This is a genomic window from Actinomadura sp. 6N118, from assembly GCF_044326415.1.
GTDB lineage: Bacteria > Actinomycetota > Actinomycetes > Streptosporangiales > Streptosporangiaceae > Spirillospora.
Map to the genome: position 1 here is coordinate 264,074 of NZ_JBIRAZ010000007.1, position 21,396 is coordinate 285,469.

At 69.0% G+C, this 21,396-nt stretch carries 20 protein-coding genes; 11 read left to right on the forward strand and 9 right to left on the reverse strand.

The window, feature by feature from the left end; genetic code table 11:
• Positions 1-24: 24 nt before the first annotated feature.
• On the reverse strand, positions 25-804 hold the full coding sequence (locus tag ACH34W_RS20230) for an enoyl-CoA hydratase/isomerase family protein (RefSeq protein ID WP_395962464.1): 780 nt from the start codon (positions 802-804) through the stop codon (positions 25-27).
• Positions 805-897: 93 nt separating this feature from the next.
• Between ACH34W_RS20230 and ACH34W_RS20235 the strand changes: the two genes are divergently transcribed.
• Both ACH34W_RS20235 and ACH34W_RS20240 read left to right on the forward strand, forming a co-directional pair.
• Positions 898-1,743, forward strand: coding sequence for a biotin--[acetyl-CoA-carboxylase] ligase (locus tag ACH34W_RS20235; protein ID WP_395962465.1), 846 nt, complete (start codon positions 898-900; stop codon positions 1,741-1,743).
• A 125-nt stretch (positions 1,744-1,868) separates the two neighbouring features.
• Complete coding sequence (locus ACH34W_RS20240; protein ID WP_395962466.1) at positions 1,869-2,858, forward strand: adenylate/guanylate cyclase domain-containing protein; 990 nt, start codon at positions 1,869-1,871, stop codon at positions 2,856-2,858.
• Positions 2,859-3,119: 261 nt separating this feature from the next.
• On the opposite strand, the gene bfr is transcribed toward ACH34W_RS20240, so the two are convergent.
• Together bfr and ACH34W_RS20250 are read right to left on the reverse strand one after the other, a co-directional pair.
• Entirely contained in the window at positions 3,120-3,617 is a 498-nt protein-coding gene (gene bfr / locus ACH34W_RS20245; protein WP_395962467.1) for a bacterioferritin, read from the reverse strand.
• A gap of 104 nt (positions 3,618-3,721) precedes the next feature.
• Complete coding sequence (locus ACH34W_RS20250) at positions 3,722-4,021, reverse strand: bacterioferritin-associated ferredoxin (RefSeq protein WP_395962468.1); 300 nt, start codon at positions 4,019-4,021, stop codon at positions 3,722-3,724.
• A gap of 163 nt (positions 4,022-4,184) precedes the next feature.
• On the opposite strand from ACH34W_RS20250, the gene glgX reads away from it, so the two are divergent.
• From glgX to ACH34W_RS20275, 5 genes are all read left to right on the forward strand, one after another.
• Entirely contained in the window at positions 4,185-6,308 is a 2,124-nt protein-coding gene (glgX, locus tag ACH34W_RS20255) for a glycogen debranching protein GlgX (RefSeq protein WP_395962469.1), read from the forward strand.
• The gene (gene treY / locus ACH34W_RS20260) at positions 6,301-8,556 is read left to right on the forward strand and encodes a malto-oligosyltrehalose synthase (protein WP_395962470.1); all 2,256 of its coding nucleotides are present in this window, start codon (positions 6,301-6,303) and stop codon (positions 8,554-8,556) included. Before glgX ends, treY begins: the two co-directional genes overlap by 8 nt.
• Positions 8,557-8,560: 4 nt before the next feature.
• The gene (gene treZ, locus ACH34W_RS20265) at positions 8,561-10,330 is read left to right on the forward strand and encodes a malto-oligosyltrehalose trehalohydrolase (protein WP_395962471.1); all 1,770 of its coding nucleotides are present in this window, start codon (positions 8,561-8,563) and stop codon (positions 10,328-10,330) included.
• A gap of 254 nt (positions 10,331-10,584) precedes the next feature.
• Positions 10,585-11,256, forward strand: a complete 672-nt coding sequence (locus tag ACH34W_RS20270; protein WP_151558558.1) for a response regulator transcription factor — start codon at positions 10,585-10,587, stop codon at positions 11,254-11,256.
• 101 nt (positions 11,257-11,357) lie between these two features.
• Complete coding sequence (locus tag ACH34W_RS20275) at positions 11,358-12,635, forward strand: ATP-binding protein (protein ID WP_395962472.1); 1,278 nt, start codon at positions 11,358-11,360, stop codon at positions 12,633-12,635.
• A gap of 22 nt (positions 12,636-12,657) precedes the next feature.
• On the opposite strand, the gene ACH34W_RS20280 is transcribed toward ACH34W_RS20275, so the two are convergent.
• Positions 12,658-13,254 (reverse strand): GtrA family protein, encoded by a 597-nt coding sequence (locus ACH34W_RS20280; protein ID WP_395962473.1) that lies wholly within the window; start codon positions 13,252-13,254, stop codon positions 12,658-12,660.
• Between the two features lie 207 nt (positions 13,255-13,461).
• On the opposite strand from ACH34W_RS20280, the gene ACH34W_RS20285 reads away from it, so the two are divergent.
• Together ACH34W_RS20285 and purE are read left to right on the forward strand one after the other, a co-directional pair.
• Entirely contained in the window at positions 13,462-14,658 is a 1,197-nt protein-coding gene (locus tag ACH34W_RS20285; protein ID WP_395962474.1) for a 5-(carboxyamino)imidazole ribonucleotide synthase, read from the forward strand.
• Positions 14,659-14,706: 48 nt separating this feature from the next.
• Positions 14,707-15,198 (forward strand): 5-(carboxyamino)imidazole ribonucleotide mutase, encoded by a 492-nt coding sequence (gene purE / locus ACH34W_RS20290; RefSeq protein ID WP_395962475.1) that lies wholly within the window; start codon positions 14,707-14,709, stop codon positions 15,196-15,198.
• Positions 15,199-15,204: 6 nt separating this feature from the next.
• Here the strand turns inward: purE and ACH34W_RS20295 are convergent, their stop codons facing one another.
• Together ACH34W_RS20295 and ACH34W_RS20300 are read right to left on the reverse strand one after the other, a co-directional pair.
• Positions 15,205-15,630, reverse strand: coding sequence for a CoA-binding protein (locus ACH34W_RS20295; RefSeq protein ID WP_395962720.1), 426 nt, complete (start codon positions 15,628-15,630; stop codon positions 15,205-15,207).
• 65 nt (positions 15,631-15,695) lie between these two features.
• Positions 15,696-17,039, reverse strand: coding sequence for a UDP-glucose dehydrogenase family protein (locus ACH34W_RS20300; RefSeq protein WP_395962476.1), 1,344 nt, complete (start codon positions 17,037-17,039; stop codon positions 15,696-15,698).
• Positions 17,040-17,106: 67 nt separating this feature from the next.
• Between ACH34W_RS20300 and ACH34W_RS20305 the strand changes: the two genes are divergently transcribed.
• Positions 17,107-18,276, forward strand: a complete 1,170-nt coding sequence (locus tag ACH34W_RS20305; RefSeq protein ID WP_395962477.1) for an acyl-CoA dehydrogenase — start codon at positions 17,107-17,109, stop codon at positions 18,274-18,276.
• Between the two features lie 45 nt (positions 18,277-18,321).
• Positions 18,322-19,155, forward strand: coding sequence for a hypothetical protein (locus ACH34W_RS20310; protein WP_395962478.1), 834 nt, complete (start codon positions 18,322-18,324; stop codon positions 19,153-19,155).
• A gap of 18 nt (positions 19,156-19,173) precedes the next feature.
• On the opposite strand, the gene ACH34W_RS20315 is transcribed toward ACH34W_RS20310, so the two are convergent.
• From ACH34W_RS20315 to ACH34W_RS20325, 3 genes are all read right to left on the reverse strand, one after another.
• Complete coding sequence (locus ACH34W_RS20315; RefSeq protein WP_395962479.1) at positions 19,174-19,518, reverse strand: hypothetical protein; 345 nt, start codon at positions 19,516-19,518, stop codon at positions 19,174-19,176.
• Between the two features lie 54 nt (positions 19,519-19,572).
• On the reverse strand, positions 19,573-20,748 hold the full coding sequence (locus tag ACH34W_RS20320) for a hypothetical protein (RefSeq protein ID WP_395962480.1): 1,176 nt from the start codon (positions 20,746-20,748) through the stop codon (positions 19,573-19,575).
• 320 nt (positions 20,749-21,068) lie between these two features.
• A complete protein-coding gene (locus ACH34W_RS20325) occupies positions 21,069-21,362 on the reverse strand; it encodes a hypothetical protein (RefSeq protein WP_395962481.1) in 294 nt (97 codons plus the stop codon).
• Positions 21,363-21,396: the final 34 nt, after the last annotated feature.

A 21,396-nucleotide genomic window follows, 5' to 3' on the forward strand; every position in this document is an offset into this window, starting at 1 on the left:
CACGCGGTCAGGGCCCGGACGCGGTCAAGGCCACTCGGGTGTGCGCTTCTCGTTGAACGCGGCGATGCCCTCGCGGCGGTCAGGGGAGAACGCGACCGTGCGCCACGCGTTCTCCTCCAGGTCCAGCGCCGAGGGGAGGTCCTTGCCCGCGCCCAAACGCATGGCGCGCTTGGCGGCCCGTACCGCGGTCGGGGAGTTCCGCGCGATCACTCCGGCCAGCGTCAGCGCCTCGTCGCGGGCCGTGCCGGCCGGTACCCGCCGGTCGACCAGCCCGTACGCCTGCGCCTCGCCGATGCTCAACCGGCGGCCGGTCAGCACCAGGTCGGCCGCCCGGCCCGGCCCCAGGCGCCGCAACGCCAGCTGCGTGCCGCCGCCGCCCGGCACCAGCCCCACGCTCACCTCGGGCAGGCCGAACACCGCGGTCTCGTCAGCCACGATCAGGTCGCAGGACAGCGCGAACTCGCATCCGCCGCCGAGCGCGTAGCCGTGCACCGCGGCGATGACCGGCTGCGGCAGGTCCAGCACACCGCCGAACGCGGCCCGGAACACCGGCCGCTGCGCCATGATCTCGTCGTCCGTCATGGCGTTGCGTTCCTTGAGGTCCGCCCCGACACAGAAGGCCTTCTCACCCGCCGCGCTGAGCACCACCGCCCGCACCGAGCGTTCGGCGGCGACCTCCGCGCACACGGCGGCCAGCCGCCGCGCCATCGCCGTCGACAGCGCGTTCAGCGCCTCCGGCCGGTCCAGCACGATCTCGGCGACGTGTTCGTTCTCGTCGTCGCGCCGTAGCGTCACTCCATCCACACCCGCCACTCTAGGCCGCGCCCCCAGGGCGTCGACGACCCGGACGGTGGGGCGGGACATCGCCATGAGGCGCGGGTGGGGTTGGATGGACGCGTGAACGAGTCAGCATATGGCGATCTTGGTCGGCCGCCGCTGCACGAGACGGCGCTGCGGCGCGCGCTCATTCGGGACGGCGGGCTCTGGCGAGACGTCCGGGTGGTGCCCGAGACCGGATCCACCAACGCCGATCTCATGGCCGCGGCGCGTGAGGGAGCCCCGGAGGGGACGGTGCTCGCCACCGAGTTGCAGACGGCCGGCCGGGGACGGCTGGGCCGCCAGTGGACGGCGCCCGCGCGTTCGGGCCTCATGTTCTCGATGTTGCTGCGGCCCACGGTGCCGATCGAGCGGCTGGGGTGGATCCCGCTGCTGGCCGGACTTTCGGCGGCCTCCGCTGTACGGCGGATGACCGCGCGGGTCGAGGCGGGGGACTTCGGCGAGGCACATGGCGACGTCGCCGTGGACGTCCGGCTCAAGTGGCCGAACGACCTGATCGTGGGCGAACGGAAGCTCGCCGGGATCCTGGCCGAGAAGGTGGACGACGCCCTGGTCGTGGGCGTCGGGCTCAACGTGAGCCTCCACGAGGAAGAGCTGCCCGTGCCTGCCGCCACCTCCCTGGCGATCGAGGGTGCCCCGCTCAGCGACCGGGCGACGCTGCTGCGCGCGATCCTGCGGCATTTCGAGGGGTGGTACCGCGAATGGACGGAGCTGGGCGGTGATCCGGAGAAGAGCGGACTGCGCACGGCTTACAAGGAACTCTGCGCCACCCTCGGCCGGACGGTCCGGGTCGATCTGCCCGGCGACGAGACGCTGAGCGGCGTGGCGGGCGACGTGGACGGCTCGGGCCGCCTGGTCGTCGGCGACCGCGCGGTGAGCGCCGGGGACGTCGTGCATGTCCGATGATCACGTGCATGTCCGGTGAGCGTGGAGGTTGACGGCACGTGAACGGCGTACGGGGTTTCGGACACTGATCGCCTCGGTGGTGCCTGATCTGCCACGATATGTCGCGGGGGAGGAGGTGCAGGGAGATGGCTGAGATGCCGGACCCGAAGGAGATCGAGGAGCTCCTGCTGGGCGGCGATCTGCGCTACACCCGGGTCGACGCCGTGCGCCTGTCGGGCGTGACGAAGGAGTTCTCCGGCCGCCTCTGGCGGGCGTTCGGCTACCCCACCATGCCGGACGAGGCCATCGCCTACACCGAGGGCGACGTCGCCGCGCTCACCCGCATCAAGCGCCTCATGGACGACGGCGTGCTGGACGAGGACGGCGTGATCCGGCTGGTCAGGGCGTTCGGTCAGACCATGACGCGGCTTGCCGAATGGCAGGTCAACCTGCTGAGCAGCACGCTGAGCCGCGACTCGCAGGAACCCCCCAGCAACGAGGCGGTCAGGATTCTCGTCGAGATCGCCGAGAAGCACATCGGCGATTTCGAGCCCCTCGTCGTGCACGCCTGGCGCCGGCAGCTGGCCGCCGCGGGCACCCGCGCCATGGCGGCGGTCGCCAGCCAGGAGGGTGCGACCCCCGCGCGCCAGCAGACCACGGTCGGCTTCGCGGACATGGTCTCGTTCACCCAGATGAGCCGGGAGCTGGAGGAACTGGAGCTCGCCAGGGTCGTCGAGCGGTTCGAGGAGACCGCCGCCGACATCGTCGCCGCCAGCGGCGGCCGCCTGGTCAAGTCCCTCGGCGACGAGGTGCTCTTCAGCGCCGACTCCCCCCGCCTCGGCGGCGAGATCGCCCTCACCATCGCCGAAGCGATCAAGGACGAGACCGAGGTCCCGGACGTCCGCGTGGGCGTGGCCTACGGCCCCGTCCTCCCGCTGATGGGCGACGTCTTCGGCACCACGGTCAACCTGGCCGCCCGCCTCACCTCGCTGGCCCGCCCCGGCTCGGTCGTGATCGACGACGCCCTCGCCACCGAGCTCGCGGACGAATCCGCCTTCGAGATCACCCGGATAGTCCGCCGCCCCGTGCGCGGCCTCGGCATCATCCAACCGCACGTCCTCCGCCGCGCCGGCTGACCTTGCCTCCAAGAAAAGGCCCCTCGCCACCGTTGGTGGCGAGGGGCCGAAACGAAAGGCGGCCCAACGGCCGAGAGAGCCTCAGGCCCCCGTCATGCAATCCCAGCAAGATCAAGCGTCGCCGCGAACGCGCTACCTGAGCGGGGAGCGAGCCGAAGGCGAAGCTCCCCGCGAAGATCGCGAAGCGATGTCGCGGTCGCCGCTTTGCGGTTCGGGACCGAGCCGCCAGGCGAGGGCCCGAGGCCGCGAAAGCAAATAAATTCAGACGGGTTCGGAGATGCTGTCGCCTGGGCCTTCGGTGAGGCGGAGCAGGTAGTTCTGCTCGCCGAGCGACTTGACCAGGGCCAGCTCGGTCTCCAGATAGTCGACGTGCTCCTCCTCGTTGGCGAGGATGTCCTCGAAGATCCGGGCCGAGGTGACGTCGCCGCGCGAGCGCATGAGCTCGATGCCGGGGCGCAGCCGCTTGACCGCCTCCATCTCCAGCTCCAGGTCGGCCTTCAGCGTCTCGACGACGGTTTGGCCGATCTTGAGGGTGTTGAGCTTCTGGTAGTTGGGAAGCCCATCGAGAAACAGGATGCGGTCGGTCAGGCGCTCCGCGTGCTTCATCTCTTCGATGGATTCATCGCGGGTGTGCTTGGCCAGGCGGGTGAAACCCCAGTTGTCCTGCATCTTCGCGTGCAGGAAATACTGGTTGATCGCGGTGAGCTCCGCGGTGAGCTGCTCGTTGAGCAGCGCGATGATGTCCTTGTCGCCTTCCATATCACCCCATGCTTTCATGTCCGGGGCTCTGTGGACAGCACTGGGGCCCGCCCGGCGCGTGTCTTCTCGATCACGGTCGTGGCGGGTGTCCTCTGACAGGGACCTCAGGCGGCGGTCGTGGCGGTGTTTCCTCTCTGGGTGATGTCGGTTGCGACCACCGGGGCCGGTGGTGCGAGAGGCTGCTCCGGAACGACCTCCAGCGGGGCCGGCCCGCCGGTCAGGGCGTCCACGAGGTCGCTGGCCGTCCGGTACTCGCTGACCATTGCGGACAGCCGCTTGGTGCAGGAGCCACAACCCGGCTTCATGCCGCAGGCGGTCTTGACGTCCTTGGTCGTCATGCAACCGTCCGCCATACAGCCGCGCACGTCGTCTTCCGTGACGGCGTTGCAGATGCAGACGTACATGGAGCCGGGGGCCTTTCTGTTAGGGCAGCCTCAATAAGGTTAGGCAAGCCTAACGGTACCCAGGAATGTCCGATCTGGCCAGTCGCCTCCCGTTCGGTGTGAGCTAACCCTCATGGGGAAACATCCGTTCGCGAGGGACCCCCCGGCCTGGAAGGCAGAGAGCATGGCGGACGTCTGGCCTGGGGATGCTTATCCGCTGGGGGCTCACTTCGACGGTGCGGGCACCAACTTCGCCGTCTTCACCGAGGCCGCCGAACGCGTCGAGTTGTGCCTGTTCGACGGCGAGGGCGGGCCGGAAACCCGCATCCCGCTGCCGGAAGTGGACGCGTTCGTCTGGCACGGCTACCTCCAGGGGATCATGCCGGGGCAGCGGTACGGCTACCGGGTGCACGGGCCGTACGAGCCGAGCGAGGGGCATCGCTGCAATCCGGCCAAGCTCCTGCTCGACCCGTATTCGATGGCCATCGAGGGCGAGGTGGACTGGGACGAGTCCTGCTTCGGCTACACCTTCGGGGATCACCGGTCCCGCAACGATCTCGACTCGGCACCGCACACCATGCGGTCGGTGGTGATCAGTCCCTACTTCGACTGGGGGGACGACCGGCCGCCGCGCACCTCGTACCACGAGACGGTGATCTACGAGGCCCATGTGAAGGGGCTCACGATCACACATCCCGAGATCCCGCCGGAGTCGCGCGGCACCTACGCGGCGCTCGGCCATCCGGTGATGATCGATTATCTTCGGAACCTCGGGATCACGGCGGTCGAACTCATGCCGGTGCACCAGTTCGTGCACGACGGCTTCCTGCTCAAGCGGGGCCTGCGCAACTACTGGGGCTACAACACGATCGGGTTCTTCGCCCCGCACAACGAGTACTCCGCCGGAGGCCAGCGCGGCGAGCAGGTGCTGGAGTTCAAGGCGATGGTCAAGGCCCTGCACGAGGCGGGGATCGAGGTCATCCTCGACGTCGTCTACAACCACACCGCCGAGGGCAACCATCTGGGGCCCACGCTGTCGTTCCGCGGGCTCGACAACGCTTCGTACTACCGGCTGGCCGACGACGACCCGCGCTTCTACATGGACACGACGGGCACGGGGAACAGCCTGCTCATGCGCGGTCCCCACGTCCTCCAGCTGATCATGGATTCGCTGCGCTACTGGATCACCGAGATGCACGTCGACGGGTTCCGGTTCGACCTCGCGGCCACGCTGGCCCGGCAGTTCCACGAGGTGGACCGGCTGTCGGCGTTCTTCGACCTGGTCCACCAGGATCCGGTGGTCTCGCAGGTCAAGCTGATCGCCGAGCCGTGGGACGTCGGCGAGGGCGGCTACCAGGTGGGCAACTTCCCGCCCTTGTGGACCGAGTGGAACGGCAAGTACCGGGACACCGTCCGAGACTTCTGGCGGGGCCGCCCTGCGACGATGCCGGATTTCGCGTCACGCCTGGCGGGGTCAAGCGATCTCTATGCCGAGGACGGCCGCAAGCCGTTCGCCTCGATCAACTTCGTGACCTGCCACGACGGCTTCACACTGAACGACCTCGTCTCGTACAACGTCAAGCACAACGACGCCAACGGCGAGGCGAACCGGGACGGCACGGACGACAACCGCTCATGGAACTGCGGCTACGAGGGCATGGTCGAGGACCTGGAGGTCCTTGCCCTGCGCGAGCGGCAGAAGCGCAATCTGCTCGCGACCATCTTCCTGTCCCAGGGGGTCCCGATGTTGTCGCACGGCGACGAGCTCGGCCGTACGCAGCGCGGCAACAACAACGCCTACTGCCAGGACAACGCTCTCACCTGGATCAACTGGGACGACCTGCTCGATCACTTTCCGCTGCAGGACTTCGTCCAGCGGCTGTCCCGGCTGCGCGCGAAGCACCCGGTGTTCCGGCGCCGCCGCTTCTTCCAGGGCAAACGCATCATGCGGGCGGAGACCGAGCTGCAGGATCTGGTCTGGTTCACCCCCGGCGGGCGGCAGATGGCCGAGGCCGACTGGTCGGCGGGGTTCGCCAAGTCGGTGCAGGTCTTCCTGAACGGCAACGCGATCAGCGAGCCCGGCCGCCGCGGCGAGCCCATCCGCGACGACTCGTTCCTGCTGATGTTCAACGCGCACCATGAGGATCTCGACTTCGCGCTGCCGCCGGCGCGGTACGGAGGGATGTGGATCAAGGTGATCGACACCGCCGATCCGATGCTGGCCGAGGATCGGGGCCCCGCCGCCGTCAAGGCCGGTGAGTCTGTCCTGGTCGAACAACGTTCGGTGCAGGTGCTGCGCCGTGTCTGAGACGTCTGAGACCCCGGGATTCCCCATCGGCACGTACCGGCTGCAGCTGTGCGGGGTCGGCGACGGGCCAGGGCAGCGGTTCGGGTTCGCCGAGGCGGCGGCGCTCGCGCCGTACCTCGCCGCGCTGGGCGTCTCGCACGTCTACCTGTCGCCGGTGTTGCGGGCGGCGCCCGGATCGACCCACGGGTACGACGTGATCGACCACGGACGGCTCGCGGAGGAGCTGGGCGGCGAGGACGGCTTCCGGGCCATGGTGGCGCGGTTCCGCTCGCACGACCTGAAGGTGCTCGTGGACATCGTCCCCAACCACATGGCCGTGCCGATGCCGGTGGACCTCAACCGGCCGCTGGCCTCGGTGTTGGCCGAAGGGCCGTCCTCACCGTACGCGCGCTGGTTCGACATCGACTGGGAGGCTGGCGACGGCCGGGTGGTGCTGCCGTGGGAGGGCGAGGTCAACTACCGGCGGTTCTTCGACATCTCGGGGTTGATCGGGCTGCGTCAGGAAGACCCGGAAGTCTTTGAACGCACCCATGAGCTCACCTTGCGGCTGGTGGACGAGGGGCTCGTCGACGGGTTGCGCGTCGATCATCCGGACGGGCTCGCCGACCCGCGCGGCTATCTGGACCGCCTGGGCTCGCGGGCCGCCGCGGCGTGGGTGCTCGTCGAGAAGATCACCACCGGGGAGGAGGAGCTCCCGGGTGACTGGCGGTGCGCGGGCACGACCGGGTACGACGCGCTCGGCATGGTCGGCGGGTTGTTCATCGATCCCGACGGGGAGAAGCCGCTCACCGACGCCTATGTCTCGTTCACCGGTGGGCCGCCGGAGTTCGCCGAGGTGGAGAACGCGTCGCGGCGGTATGCGGCGGAGCACGGGCTGCGGCCTGAGATGGCGCGGCTGCACAAGGTGCTGTGCCGGACATTGCGGTCGGAGTCTCCCGAGGCCTTGGAACAGGTGCTTTTCGAGCTGCTGATCGCAGTCCCGGTCTACCGGGCCTACGTGGTTCCCGGTGAGGAGGCGCCTGCGCAGGCGGTCGAGGTGATGGGACAGGCGGCCCGCAGAGCACGGGCACACCTGCCAGAGGAACTGCATGGGCTGCTGGAGGCGGTCGTCCGGCTCGTACTCGGGCTGGATTCAGCGGAGGCATCGGGCGACGGCGAATTCGTGGTGCGGTTCCAGCAGACGTCGGCGCCGCTGGCGGCCAAGGGGGTGGAGGACACCGCGTTCTACCGCTGGTCGCGGATGGCGGCGTTGAACGAGGTGGGCGGTGACCCCGAGCGGTTCTCGGTGGGTGCCGCCGACTTCCACTCGTTCTGCGGCCGGATCGCGCGCGACTGGCCAGGCACGATGACGACGCTCTCCACGCACGACACCAAGCGGCAGGAGGACGTGCGGGCCCGGCTGGCCGTGCTGGCCGAACTGCCCGCGGAGTGGGCGGCGGCCGTACGGCACTGGCACACCTGGTTTCCCGAGGGTGTTCCGCTAGAGCCCGACCTGGAATACCTGCTGTGGCAGACGCTCGTGGGAGCCTGGCCGGTCACCGAGGACAGGCTGGCCGGTTTCCTGACCAAGGCCATGAGGGAGGCCAAGACCCGTACGTCCTGGGTCGACGGCGATCCCGCGTACGAGGATGCGGTGCTCGCGTACGCCCACCGGATCTTGGCGGACGCGGACCTGGGAAAGAATGTCATGGACTTCGTTGGGCGCATCACGCCGTACGCCCGGGCGAACAGTCTCGGGCAGAAGCTCGTCCAGCTCACCATGCCGGGCGTTCCGGACGTCTACCAGGGTTGCGAGCTGATCGGCCTGTCGCTGGTCGATCCCGACAACCGGCGGCCGGTCGACTTCGGGCGGCGGCGCGCGCGGCTCACGCGGCTGGACAGCGGCCGCGCGCCGAGCGACGCGAATGACGAGAAACTCCTGGTGACAGCGCGGGCGTTGCGGCTGCGGCGCGATCATCCGGAGTGGTTCGGCGGCGGCGCGCACGACCCGGTGGGCGTGGCAGGTCCCGCCGTCGATCATGCCGTCGCGTTCCGGCGTGGTGAGGCGGTGACCGTGGTGACCCGGCTGCCCGCCGGACTGGAGCGGCGCGGCGGCTGGAGCGGCACCGTCGTCGAGGTCACCGCGGAGGCGTGGCGGGACGTCCTCACCGGTGTGGTCCACCAAGGGCCGCGGCTGCTCCTCTCCGAGGTCCTCGACCCGCTGCCGGTGGCCTTGCTGATCCCTGACCGAGTTCCTGCGAGTGAGTGAGCGAATGACGACGACGTTCGAGGTGTGGGCGCCCGACGCCGAACGGGTCCAGGTGGCGACCGGCAACGGCGCGAAGCTCGTCCGGCGTGCGATGCGGCCGGTGGAGGAGCGGCCGGGCCGGTGGCGAGTCGAGGTCACCGACGCCGGGCACGGCACGGATTACGGATTCGTCCTGGACGACGTGGACGAGGTGCTGCCGGACCCGCGTTCCCTCTGGCAGCCGTACGGGGCCCATGGCGTGAGCCGGGTGTACGAGCACGATCGTTTCGCCTGGACCGATCAGAAATGGCGGGGACGGCCGCTACGCGGAAGCGTGCTGTACGAGCTGCACATCGGCACGTTCACCCCCGAGGGCACTCTCGACGCGGCCATCGGCAAGCTCGACCACCTCGTGTCGCTGGGTGTCGACGCTGTCGAGTTGATGCCGATGGCCTCCTTCCCTGGCACGCAGGGCTGGGGATACGACGGCGTTCATCTGTGGGCCGTGCACGAGCCGTACGGCGGTCCCGACGCGCTTAATCGGTTTGTCGACGCGGCGCACGGGCGCGGGCTGGCCGTGGTGCTGGACGTGGTCTACAACCATCTCGGGCCCAGCGGAAACCGGCTGAAGAGCTTCGGGCCGTACTTCACCGACTTCTACGCCACACCGTGGGGCGACGCGGTGAACTTTGACCGGGCGGGCGCGGACGAGGTCCGGGCGTTCGTCGTCGAGAACGCGCTCATGTGGATGCGCGACCACCACATCGACGGGCTGCGCCTGGACGCGGTGCACGCCATCGCCGACAACCAGGCCGTGCACATCCTGGAGGAACTCGCGATCGCGGTGGACGGGCTCGCCGCGAGCCTCGGCCGGGAGCTGTTCCTGATCGCCGAATCCGATCTCAACGACCCGCGGCTGGTCAGCGCCCGGGAGGCGGGCGGCTATGGGCTCGGCGCGCAGTGGAACGACGACTTCCACCACGCTCTGCACGCCGCCCTGAGCGGGGAGCGGCAGGGCTACTACGCCGACTTCGGGTCGATGGAGGCGCTCGCCAAGGTCCTCACGCGGGTCTTCGTGCACGACGGCACGTGGTCGACCTTCCGGGGGCGGCACCACGGGCGGCCCGTGGACGTGCACAGGATCCCGGGCCACCGCTTCCTGGCGTATCTCCAGAACCACGACCAGGTGGGCAACCGGGCTGTGGGCGACCGGATCGGCGCCACGGTGCCGCTCGGACTTCTCAAGGTCGGCGCGGCGCTCGTGCTGACGTCGCCGTTCACGCCGATGGTGTTCATGGGGGAGGAATGGGCGGCCGGCACGCCCTTCTGCTACTTCACCGATCACGTCGAACCCGAGCTGGGCCGTGCGATCAGCGAGGGGCGGCGCCGGGAGTTCGGCCGACACGGCTGGGTGGGCGAGGTTCCCGATCCACAGGCTGTGGATACGTTCCGGCGCTCGGTGCTCGACTGGGCCGAGCCGGGCGAACTCCCGCACCGGGAGATGCTCGAATGGCACCGGTCTCTGATCACCCTCCGGCGCGCCTGGCCGGATCTGACCGACCCGCGCCTGTCCGAGGTGGACGTCGCGTACGACGAGGAGGCGCGCTGGCTGGTCGTGCGTCGTGGGCGGCTCACGGTCGCCGCGAACCTGGGTTCCGGCGCCGCCCGCCCGCCGGTCACCGGCACGCGCGTGATCCTCGCCTCCAACCCCGCCGTACACCTCGACCGTTCGGGAGCGGGAGCCGCCGGAGCGGGCCTGACTCTCCCCGGTGCCTCCGTCGCGATCGTCGCCTAGCTCGATCGTCTCTTACGCGATCGTCGCCTAGTGCCGTCGTCGTCTAGTGCGATTGTGCAACTGCGATCGTCCGACCGCGACTGTTCGACCTCTTTCACGAGCGGGGCCACAGAGGTTGGTGGGGTCAGTGTGGCGGCTACCTCCTATTACATCTCGGTTTGTAAGTATTTGAGGATGTACTACGAGTGGCAAACCGCAGGTCAAGAGCGCGGCGGTAGCCGGGAAACGTTCATGAATGGCCATACGATCGGTTCATGACCTCAGTACTGCTCGCCGAGGACGACACGTCCATCTCCGAGCCTCTCGCCCGTGCGCTGCGGCGGGAGGGCTACACCGTTGAAGTGAGCCCGGACGGGCCGCAGGCCCTGGAGCGTGCGCTCGGCGGTGGAGTGGACCTCATAGTTCTCGACCTTGGATTGCCCGAGCTCGACGGGCTCGAGGTGGCACGCCGGGTCCGTTCGGAGGGCCATGGAGTGCCCATCCTCATCTTGACCGCCCGTGCCGACGAGGTGGACACGGTCGTCGGTCTGGACGCCGGCGCCGACGACTATGTCACCAAGCCGTTCCGGCTGGCCGAGCTGCTCGCCCGGGTCCGGGCCCTGCTGCGACGCGGCAGCACCGAGACCCCGATCGTGCAGGGTGTGCGGATCGACGCCGAGTCGCGCCGTGCCTGGATGGGTGACCAGGAACTCCAGCTGACCACCAAGGAGTTCGATCTGCTGCGTGTGCTCGTCCGGGACGCCGGCAAGGTGGTGACCCGCGAACAGATCATGCGCGAGGTGTGGGACACCAACTGGTGGGGCTCGACCAAGACGCTCGACATGCACATTTCCTGGCTGCGCCGCAAACTCGGCGACGACGCCGGCAGCCCGCGCTACATCACCACCGTGCGGGGTGTCGGGTTCCGGTTCGAGCGAGGCGACTAGCCCGACCGACCCGTCGTGGTCCTGCAGTCCTGCACCGGCCGCCGTGCGCGGCGATGGTGCAGGGCTGCACGGTCATGGCTTCATCCCGGTAAGGAGCCCTGATGAGGCGTCGACTGCTCTTCTCGACGCTCGCGGTGGCGGTCGTGGCGATCCTGCTACTCGGCATCCCCCTCGCGTATGCGACGCACAAGCTCATCTACGAGGAGGCCCAGCGGTCACTGGAACGCGAGGCCTCCTCGATCGTCGGCGGCGTGCTGTTCAGCCTCGAGTCCCGGCAGGACATCACCAGCGAGAAGATCTCGCAGGAGTACCACGGCCGCTACATCGTGATCACCTTGCCGGACAACAAGGTGATCACCGCGGGCGGCAAGCCGCCGGACGGCGCCGGCCTGCTGACCGACTCGCGGACCCAGTCGGGCGTGCACGTCCAGGTCTCGCAGGAGGCGTCGGAGGTCCAGGATGAGGCGCTACGGCAGTTGCTGCTCATCGGCGGCCTCGCCGCGCTCGGCATGGCCGTGACCGTCGGACTGGCCATGTTCCAGGCCCGCAAGCTGACCTTGCCGCTCAGCGATCTGGCCGAGACGGCCGACCGGCTCGGCTCGGGCAACGCCCGGCCGCGGCGACGGCGGTACGGGATCCCCGAGGTCGACCGGGTGGCCGAGGTGCTGGACCGCAGCGCCGTCCGGATCGCCGACCTGCTGGCCGCCAGCCGCGAGTTCGCCTCCGACGCCAGCCACCAGCTGCGTACGCCGCTGACCGCGCTGTCCATGCGCCTGGAGGAGATGATCGAGGCGGCCGACTATCCGGACGTGGTCCGGGAGGAGGGCGCCGCGGCCGTCGCCCAGACCGAACGCCTGGTCGCCGTCGTGGAACAGCTGCTGGCCCGTGCCCGCCATGACCGCACCGGCACCGCCACGGCCCTGCCCATCGACGACATCATCGCCCAGCAGGTCGAGGAGTGGCAGCCGATCTTCCGCCGGGACGGCCGCGAGATCCGCATCACCGGCGACCGGGACCTGGTCGGCATGACCAACCCCGAGGGGCTCTCCCAGATCATCGCCACTCTCCTGGACAACTCGCTGGTCCACGGCGGGGGCACCGTCACGATCAACACCAAGCCGGGTGTCGGCTCGGTGGTGGTGGAGATCGGCGACGAGGGGCCGGGCATCCCGGGGGACCTGGAGCCCCGGATCTTCGAACGCAGCGTCAGCAGCGGCCGGGGCACGGGTCTGGGGCTCTACCTGGCGCGTTCGCTGGCGGTCGTGGACGGGGGCAGGCTGGAGTTGATCTCGCCGCGGCCCGCGGTCTTCGGGGTGTTCCTGCGCCAGCCTGCCGAGGTCCAGCTCGCCGAGCAGCGCGTGGTCGTCGGACCGACCTGACGCCGGGGCCCGATGGCCGGTTTCAGCGGCTCTGCGTGTATTCCGCGAGGTCCTCGGCCTGGGAGGCGTCGATGGGGCGGCCGAGCGGCTGCAGCGTGTGCCCGTTCACCGGCTGGTGACCGGGTGGCGGGGTGTCCTCGGCCGCCTCGGGCAGGCCGGACGCGGGGTCGACGTGCGGCGAGGTGACGGGCAGGAACACCCACTTCTTGTACGACCAGAAGCGGAACAGCGTGGCCACGCCGGTACCGATGATCAGTGCGGCGTTGTAGGGGATCGCGCCGGTCAGGTCGAGCACGTAGTGGGTGAAGCCGATGAACAGCTGAGTGATCACCAGGCCGACGCCGTTCAGCGCGAAGAACAGAAGGTATTCCCGGCCGAGGCCGGTGCGGTCGCGGTGCCGGAAGGTCCAGAACCGGTTGGCCACGTAGGCGAACGTGGTGGCGACGACGGTGGCGATCGCGTTCGACGACAGCGGGCCCATGCCGAGGCCGGAGTCGGAGTGCAGGAGGTTGCTGAGCCCGATCGTGATGGCGAACGCGATGGCGCCGACGCTGCCGAACTTCATGAGTTCGTGCACAAGATGCGCGAAACGGCGATAAAGGTTGGCGACGAGGCTCACGAAGGGGAGTCCTTCCGGGCTGCTGCTAGTGCAATGTGGCTGCGGAGGCACAACGAGAATAGACGCATGGTGCCCCCGTGGCGCCAGAACATGAACGTTTCACACTACCTGGGCGATTCCCTGCCCATAGTTCAGGTGACCACACCCTGTCCGACGCTTGAGACGCCCCGTTCGTTCACTCTTGGGGCGGCCGATAACCTTCTCTTTGTGAGAAATCCAGCTCAGGGGCCTGTTGTGGGGATGGCTGGGGGCGGGCAACTGGCCCGGATGACCCAGCAGGCGGCGATCGGACTCGGCGTCCATCTGCGGGTGCTCGCCGGTTCGCCGGACGACTCGGCCGCGAAGGTGTGCGCGGACGTCCGGATCGGCGATGACCGTTCCCTGGACGATCTGAGCGCGTTCGCCAAGGGTTGCGATGTCGTCACGTTCGACCACGAACACGTGCCCGGGGACCACATCGAGGCCGTGGAGGCCGCCGGGGTCCCCTGCCGGCCTGGGGTCGCGGCCCTCCTGCACGCGCAGGACAAGCTGGTCATGCGTGACCGGCTGAGCGCCCTGGGCGCGCCCTGCCCGCGTTATGCCGAGATCGGCGGGGACGACCCGTTGGCGATCATCGAGGCCTTCGGCCGGGAGACCGGCTGGCCGGTGGTGCTGAAGGCCACCCGGGGCGGCTACGACGGCAAGGGCGTCTGGGTGCTCGACGAGCCGGACGAGGGCCTGGTCCGCGAGCTGCTCGCGCAGGGCCTGAGCCTGATGCTCGAGGAGCACGTCCCGTTCCGCCGTGAGCTGGCCGCCCTGGTGGCCCGTTCGCCGCACGGCCAGGGCGCCGCGTACCCCATCGTGGAGACCGTCCAGGAGAACGGCATCTGCGTCGAGGTGATCGCGCCCGCCCCCGGCCTGGACGACGAGATCGCCGCCGAAGCCCAGCGGCTCGCCCTGGAGATCGCCGAGAATCTGGGCGTGACCGGCCTGCTGGCGGTCGAGCTGTTCGAGAGCGACCGGGGCCTGCTGGTGAACGAGCTGGCCATGCGCCCGCACAACTCCGGCCACTGGACGATCGAGGGCTCGCGCACCTCCCAGTTCGAGCAGCATCTGCGGGCCGTCCTCGACCTGCCGCTCGGCGAGACCAGGCCGACGGCGCCGTACGTCGTGATGGCGAACGTGCTGGGCGGCGACGACCCGGACGTCCACTCCCGCTACATCCACGTGATGGCCCACGATCCGGGCGTCAAGGTGAACCTGTACGGCAAGGAGGTCCGCCCCGGCCGCAAGATCGGCCATGTCACCGCGCTCGGCGACGATCTCGCCGAGGTGAGGGAACGTGCCCGCCACGCTGCCGATTATCTTCGCTGGGGGCCTGCCGGCAACCGCAGCGAAGCGAGGATTGCCGGCAGGCGTAGTTAGTCGGGGGGTCTGGGGGGTCGTCCCCCCAGAATGACAAGGGGAGAACACATGACGCCGCTGGTCGGTGTGGTGATGGGCAGCGACTCGGACTGGCCGGTCATGAAGGCCGCCGCCGAGGCGCTGGCGGAGTTCGGGGTGGGCTACGAGGCCGACGTCGTCTCCGCGCACCGGATGCCGCACGACATGATCCAGTACGGGGTGGACGCGGCCGACCGGGGCCTGCGCGTGATCATCGCAGGGGCGGGCGGGGCCGCTCACCTGCCCGGCATGCTCGCCTCGGTGACCCCGCTCCCCGTCATCGGCGTCCCTGTGCCTCTGAAGTACCTGGACGGCATGGACTCGCTGCTGTCGATCGTTCAGATGCCCGCTGGCGTCCCGGTCGCGACCGTCGCGGTCGGCGGGGCGCGCAACGCAGGCCTGCTGGCCGTACGCATCCTGGCGGCGTCCGACGAGGCCCTCCAGGCCAAGATGAAGGACTTCCAGCGGGACCTGTACGACCAGGCCAAGGCCAAAGGCGCCCGCCTCCGCGACAATCTGTAGCTGCCTCTAATTTCGACGCAGAGCCCATTCGACGGCGGGGCAGCGGTCCATGACGACGTCCAAGCCTGCCTCCTGAGCCCGTTTGGCCGCGGCTTCGTCGATCACTTCCAGCGGGAGCCAGACGGCCTTGGCTCCTGCGGCGATCGCCTCGTCCACGACCGCACCGGCGTACTCCGCCCGCCGGTAGACGCCGACGACGTCGATGGGCCCTTCCGTGGCGGGGATGTCGGCCAGCGACGCGAACCCCTGCTCGTTCAGCACGGTCCGCCCGTCCGGGTGGACCGGGATGATCCTCTTGCCGCGCTCCTGGAGGAGCCGTGCCTGGGTGTGGACCTCGCGGTCGGGGTTGTCGCCCAGACCCACGAACGCCCACGTCTTCGTCTCGTTCAGCAGCCGCCGGATCACCGTCAGGTCCGCATAAGCATCAGCCATGTCCACGACAACAGCTCCCTGGGCATCAGGATTCCTGCGGGCCGAACGGACGGTGGACCTACGGTCTAGGGGGCTTGGGGGCGGCCGAGGGCGCGGTAGCTCCAGCCGGCGGCGCGCCAGCGTTCGGGGTCCAGGACGTTGCGGCCGTCCACGATGTTCTTCTCGGCCACGACGGCGCCGAGCTCGGCCGGGTCCATGTCGCGGAACTCGGCCCACTCGGTCAGGAGGAGCACCGCGTGCGCGTCCTTGGCCGCCTCCAGGGCCGAGCCGCCGAAGGTGAGATCGGGATGGGCGCGCCGGGCGTTCTCCATCGCTTGCGGGTCGTACACGGTGACGGTCGCGCCCTGGCCGCGGATGGACGCGGCCACGTCGAGGGCGGGCGAATCGCGGATGTCGTCGGAGTTGGGCTTGAACGCCGCGCCGAGCACGCCGACCGTCCGGCCGATGAACGAGCCGCCGAGCTGGTGCCGGGCCAGATCGACCATGCGGATCCGGCGGCGGATGTTGATCTCGTCCACCTCGCGCAGGAACGTCAGGGCCTGGTCGGCGCCGAGCTCGCCGGCGCGAGCCATGAACGCACGGATGTCCTTGGGCAGGCAGCCGCCGCCGAACCCCAGGCCCGCCCCGAGGAACTTGCCGCCGATCCGGTCGTCGTAGGACAGCGCCTCAGAGAGTTTCGTCACATCGGCGTGCGCCGCCTCGCATACCTCGGCCATCGCGTTGATGAACGAGATCTTGGTGGCGAGGAAGGCGTTGGCGGAGACCTTGACCAGCTCCGACGTCGGATAGTCGGCGACGATGAACGGAGTGCCCTCGGCGAGCATCTGCGCGTACACCGCGCGCAGCACCTTCTCGGCGTGCTCGGCGGCGCCCTGGTCGCCGGGCACGCCGATGACGATCCGGTCCGGGTGGAGGGTGTCCTGGACGGCGAAGCCCTCCCGCAGGAACTCCGGATTCCAGGCCAGCACCGCGTCGCCCGCCGCCGGGGCCTGCCGGGCGATGCGGTCCGCCAGCCGCGCCGCGGTGCCCACCGGCACGGTGGACTTGCCCACGATCAGGCACGGCCGTCGGAGCAGCGGCGCCAGCGAGTTGACGGCCTCGTCCACGAAGGTCATGTCGGCCGCGTATTCGCCGAGCTTCTGCGGCGTCCCCACGCACACGAAGTGCACGTCGCCGAACTCCGCGACCTCCTCGTACGACGTGGTGAAGCGCAGCCGCCCGTTCTCCAGGTTGCGGCGCAGAACCGGCTCCAGGCCCGGCTCGTAGAACGGGAGATGACCCGCCGACAGCTGGTCGATCTTCCGTTGGTCGATGTCGAGTGCGATGACCTCGAATCCCAGGTCTGCCATGCAGGCCGCATGGGTGGCACCGAGATACCCGGTTCCGATCACCGTGAGGCGGTGGGCCACGGTGTCTCCTCTCGACAATCTTCCTGCCCAGGCCGGGCGCAGTGTACCGGCCGGTAGCATGCGTGTTATGAGTCCCGACTTTCCTGCATACGCCCCGTCTGAGGAGCACGAACTCCTCCGCCAGACGGTCCGCGAGCTCGCCGATGCCAAGATCGCCCCGCATGCCGCGGAGGTCGACGAGGAGTCCCGCTTCCCCAAGGAGGCCTTGGACGCACTGGTGCAGAACGAGCTGCACGCGGTGCACGTCCCGGAGGCGTACGGGGGAGCCGGTGCCGACGCCCTGGCAACGGTGATCGTGATCGAGGAGGTCGCCCGCGCGTGCGCGTCCTCCTCGCTGATCCCGGCCGTCAACAAGCTCGGCACGGTGCCGGTCCTGCTGTCGGGCTCCGAAGAGCTGAAGAAAAAGTATCTGAATCCGGTGGCCAAGGGCGAGGCGATGTTCTCCTACGCCCTGTCCGAAGCGGAAGCCGGGTCCGACGCCGCGGGCATGAAGACCAAGGCCGTCCGTGATGGCGATCACTGGGTCCTGAACGGCGCCAAGATGTGGATCACCAACGCCGGTGAGTCGGAGTACTACACGGTGATGGCCGTCACCGATCCCGCCGCCGGGGCCCGCGGCATCTCCGCCTTCGTCGTCGAGAAGTCCGACTCCGGCGTCTCGTTCGGCCCCAAGGAGAAGAAGCTCGGGATCAAGGGCTCACCCACGCGCCAGGTCATCCTGGAGAACGTCCGCATCCCCGCCGACCGCATCATCGGCGCGGAGGGCTCCGGCTTCAAGACCGCCCTCGCCACCCTCGACCACACCCGCATCACCATCGCCGCCCAGGCCCTCGGCATCGCCCAGGGCGCCCTCGACTACGCCATCGGCTACGTCAAGGAGCGCAAGCAGTTCGGCAAGGCGATCGGCGACTTCCAGGGCGTGCAGTTCATGCTCGCCGACATGGCCATGCGCCTCGAAGGCGCCCGCCAGCTGACCTACCACGCCGCCATCAAGTCCGAGCTCGCCATGCACGGTGCGAAGGTCCCCGACCTGACCTTCGTCTCCTCCGCCTGCAAGTGCCTCGCGTCCGACGTCGCCATGGACGTCACCACCGACGCCGTCCAGCTCCTCGGCGGCTACGGCTACACCCGCGAGTTCCCCGTCGAACGCATGATGCGCGACGCCAAGATCACCCAGATCTACGAGGGGACGAACCAGATCCAGCGGATGGTGATGGCGCGTCAGCTTCTGAAGTAGCCCGTGTAGCCTCCCTTGTGGCCGATTCTCCGCAGGTTGGGATGGATGGTGGCGAACTTGTTCGAGGTTCCGCAGCTTGAGGTGATCTCGCTGTCGCGGGATCTGCACTACCAGCTGAGGGATCCGCAGACGGAGAGCGCCGTGGCCATGGTCGCGCCGGTGGCCGTGGGGGAGCTGCGGGAGGAGAAGGGCTTCAAGCGGTTCCTGCGCTCCAAAGGTCCTGGCCGCTTCCCCGGGGAGAACGTTCACATCCCTCGCATCACGTTCCGGGTGGGCGACCGGGAGGGCAGGACGTTCTTCTTCGTTGACCGGGCGGAGAAGCTGGCCGGGCACGGGTGCATGCCGCACTACGCCGTCGTGGACGCGGGCGGGGGCGTGATCGGTTACACCACCAACGACCACCGGCAGAGTCTCGTGCCGCCGGACGGGCCCGTCGACGCGGAGGGGATGACGCTCCTCAGCGGGCGCGGGCACCTGCGGGACCGCGATCATGAGGTCGTCTGCGACATGGTCGCGCGGGTGGCCATGAATCCGGGGGCGACGGCGGAGCCCGGGGTGCGGTTCGTGGGGCGCGACGGCGCGCTGCTGGCACAGATGCGGGGTCACGACTCGACGAGAGTGGAGTTCGCGCCGCAGGCGCCTCAGTTGATCAGAGCTCTGGTCGCCGCGCTGATGATCGCGGGACGGGTGGACGAACGCCTGCAGGTGTCGATCATCACATCCGGTTACAGCGCGCCCGAGCCCGTGCAGGCCACGGGCGAGCCGTATCCGGGATACCAGGACGTGCATTCCTCCTACATGCGGTACCAGGAGGAATTCATCGAGTGGTACAAGAAGGAAATGAACAAGAGGGGCAGGATCGCCGCCGCCGGCAGCTGAGCCGCACAGCACGACGGGTCAGGTTTCGGAGAGGGCCTCTGGGTCGGTGAGGCCTCGGCGTGCAGCGGTTTGGCGGCGGGCACGGACCTGGGCCTTGGTGCGGGGACGGGACTTGGGCTCGCGGCCGCAGCCGCAGGTTTCGAAGCCGTCGTAGGTGAGGCCGGCTTCCAGGACGGCGGCTACGGCTGCCCAGCGGTTGTCGTCGAGCTTGCGAGGAGCGGCGAAATCGTGGCCGGCGAACGTCATGGGAGCGCGGCAGCGGGTGCAGAGGTGCTCAGCGCCGTCCCAGAGGTACTTGTGGCTCTGGCGGCAGGGAACACACACATAGTGGACCTTGTACGTGGTCTCGGCGTATGTGCACATGGCGTTCAGTGTATGGAGAAGACGTGAGCCGGGGGCGGTGCCCCCGGCCCAAGCTCACAGGTTCTTTTCCCAGGGTGGCGGCTCGTCGTCCTTCTTCTTCTGGATACTTCCGTCGACCCGGTTGAAGAACGGCGAGTTGACGTTGTACTTGTCGCTGTACTGGTTTTTCTGGTCCCAGTTCCCCTCGTACTCGCCCTTCGTGCCGAGCGGCCCGCTTTCCACGCCGGCGTTGAACGACTTGTTCTTGAGGTTCTCGTTCTCGTCCCATTCGAGCTTGCCGCCGAGGCTTCCGCTGGCCATCCCGCCGGGCGTGGTGCCCTTGATCTTGCCTTCGACCTCCTGTCCCTGCACCTCGCCGTTCCTGATCTTGGCGTGGTAGCCGCCCTCGAACTCGCCCATGCCGCCGGGCGTGGCGACCTTGGCGCCGCCGCCGACGTTCCACGTCTTGTCGATGTCCCGGTCGGCGTCGAAGTCCAGCTCCGCTGCGGGCCTGCTCACTCCTGGCACGCCGCGGCTGAGGAAGTTCAGGCCGCTGTTGACGCCGGCCTGGGCGAGGTTGGCCGCCGCCCCCGCGGCGCCGGTGGCCATGCCCTTCTCGAACGCGTCGAAGGCGTTCGTGGCCCCGTTGCCCTCCTGTGAGTTGGCGGTGAGCGCCGCACCGCCCACCATGACCGCGGCCACGCCGACGCCTGCCACGGCGAGGATGCCGGTCGCGACCATGGTGACCTTCATGCCGACGGCCGCGAGGGTCTGGCACTCGGCGAAGATCGTCGCGCCCGCCGGTGCGCCCACGACGGTGGCCGTGGCGGCCAGCGCCGCCGCGGCCGCGATGGCCAGGGCGTCCAGGTAGACGGCCATGCCCATCGCGAAGACGGAGTAGGTGAACAACGCCCAGGCGACCACCATGATCGAGATCTGGACCGCCTCGATGTAGCTCGCGAGCGCGTCCACCTGCTGGCCGAAGTCCACGACCTTGCTCTCGTAGAGCGGCCGGTCGTCCATGGTCCAGGCTTCGCCGGGGATGGCGTTGACGAGCTCGGTGATCTTCTGGGCGGCCTGGCTCAGCTCCTTGGCCGCGTCCGCCCAGTCCTGGGCCGCCTTCTCGAGCTTGGACGGCTTGCCCGTGGACTCCTTGTAGAGGAACGTCACCATGAGCGCGGGCGGCAGGATCGCGCCGGCGCCCATGGCCATGGCGGTGGCGATCGACATCAGGCTCTCGGCCGTCCCCACCACCGAACCGCCCGAGGCCCCGGCGAAGAGGGCACCCGCCAGGCCGAGCCCGGCGGCTCCGGCACCCTGTTTGATGCCCTTGGAATTCGTTGCGCTCGTCTGCGCGGAACGCTGTGGCGTGGACGGGCTCGTTGGACTGGTTCCCTGGCTCGGGGACGCCCCCTGGCTGGGGCTGGATCCCTGGCTGGGGGGCGGGCTCGGACTTGTCCCTTGGCTCGGGGTCGAGTTGGGGCTGGGACTCGAGCTTGGGCCGTCTCCGGGACCGTTACCCACTACGTCTCCTTTTCGCTGGTCGCCGTTGCCGGTTCACCGTTGAACGGTCAGATGGTGCTGTTCTGCTCGGACTTCCGGTAGGTGACGGCCGCCTGGTCGACCTTCTCGGCGAAACCCTGGACGGTCTTCATCAGCATCTTGATGTCCTCGAAGGCGAACTGGATGGCCATCGGGTAGGCGCTTCCGGCCGCGACGCAGGCGATGCTGAAGTCACCGCCCTCGAGGTTGTACGTGCCGTCCTTGTTGAGGGTGTCGCCGGCCTTCTTGACCATCGGGACGACGTCGCTCTTGAGGTCATCGGCGTGCTGCAGGATCCGCTGGGGATCGGCGTACTTGGTCACGCTTCACCACTTTCGGGGGAGCGATCCGATCTTC

What these genes read in the sequence shown, in the direction of transcription:
- ACH34W_RS20315 (WP_395962479.1), bottom strand. Translation starts at nt 19,518, where the DNA reads ATGTGCACATACGCCGAGACCACGTACAAGGTCCACTATGTGTGTGTT.
- bfr (WP_395962467.1), bottom strand. Translation starts at nt 3,617, where the DNA reads ATGGAAGGCGACAAGGACATCATCGCGCTGCTCAACGAGCAGCTCACC.
- ACH34W_RS20270 (WP_151558558.1), top strand. Translation starts at nt 10,585, where the DNA reads ATGACCTCAGTACTGCTCGCCGAGGACGACACGTCCATCTCCGAGCCT.
- ACH34W_RS20305 (WP_395962477.1), top strand. Translation starts at nt 17,107, where the DNA reads ATGAGTCCCGACTTTCCTGCATACGCCCCGTCTGAGGAGCACGAACTC.
- ACH34W_RS20310 (WP_395962478.1), top strand. Translation starts at nt 18,322, where the DNA reads ATGGTGGCGAACTTGTTCGAGGTTCCGCAGCTTGAGGTGATCTCGCTG.
- treZ (WP_395962471.1), top strand. Translation starts at nt 8,561, where the DNA reads ATGACGACGACGTTCGAGGTGTGGGCGCCCGACGCCGAACGGGTCCAG.
- glgX (WP_395962469.1), top strand. Translation starts at nt 4,185, where the DNA reads ATGGCGGACGTCTGGCCTGGGGATGCTTATCCGCTGGGGGCTCACTTC.
- ACH34W_RS20295 (WP_395962720.1), bottom strand. Translation starts at nt 15,630, where the DNA reads ATGGCTGATGCTTATGCGGACCTGACGGTGATCCGGCGGCTGCTGAAC.
- purE (WP_395962475.1), top strand. Translation starts at nt 14,707, where the DNA reads ATGACGCCGCTGGTCGGTGTGGTGATGGGCAGCGACTCGGACTGGCCG.
- ACH34W_RS20250 (WP_395962468.1), bottom strand. Translation starts at nt 4,021, where the DNA reads ATGTACGTCTGCATCTGCAACGCCGTCACGGAAGACGACGTGCGCGGC.
- ACH34W_RS20275 (WP_395962472.1), top strand. Translation starts at nt 11,358, where the DNA reads ATGAGGCGTCGACTGCTCTTCTCGACGCTCGCGGTGGCGGTCGTGGCG.
- ACH34W_RS20240 (WP_395962466.1), top strand. Translation starts at nt 1,869, where the DNA reads ATGGCTGAGATGCCGGACCCGAAGGAGATCGAGGAGCTCCTGCTGGGC.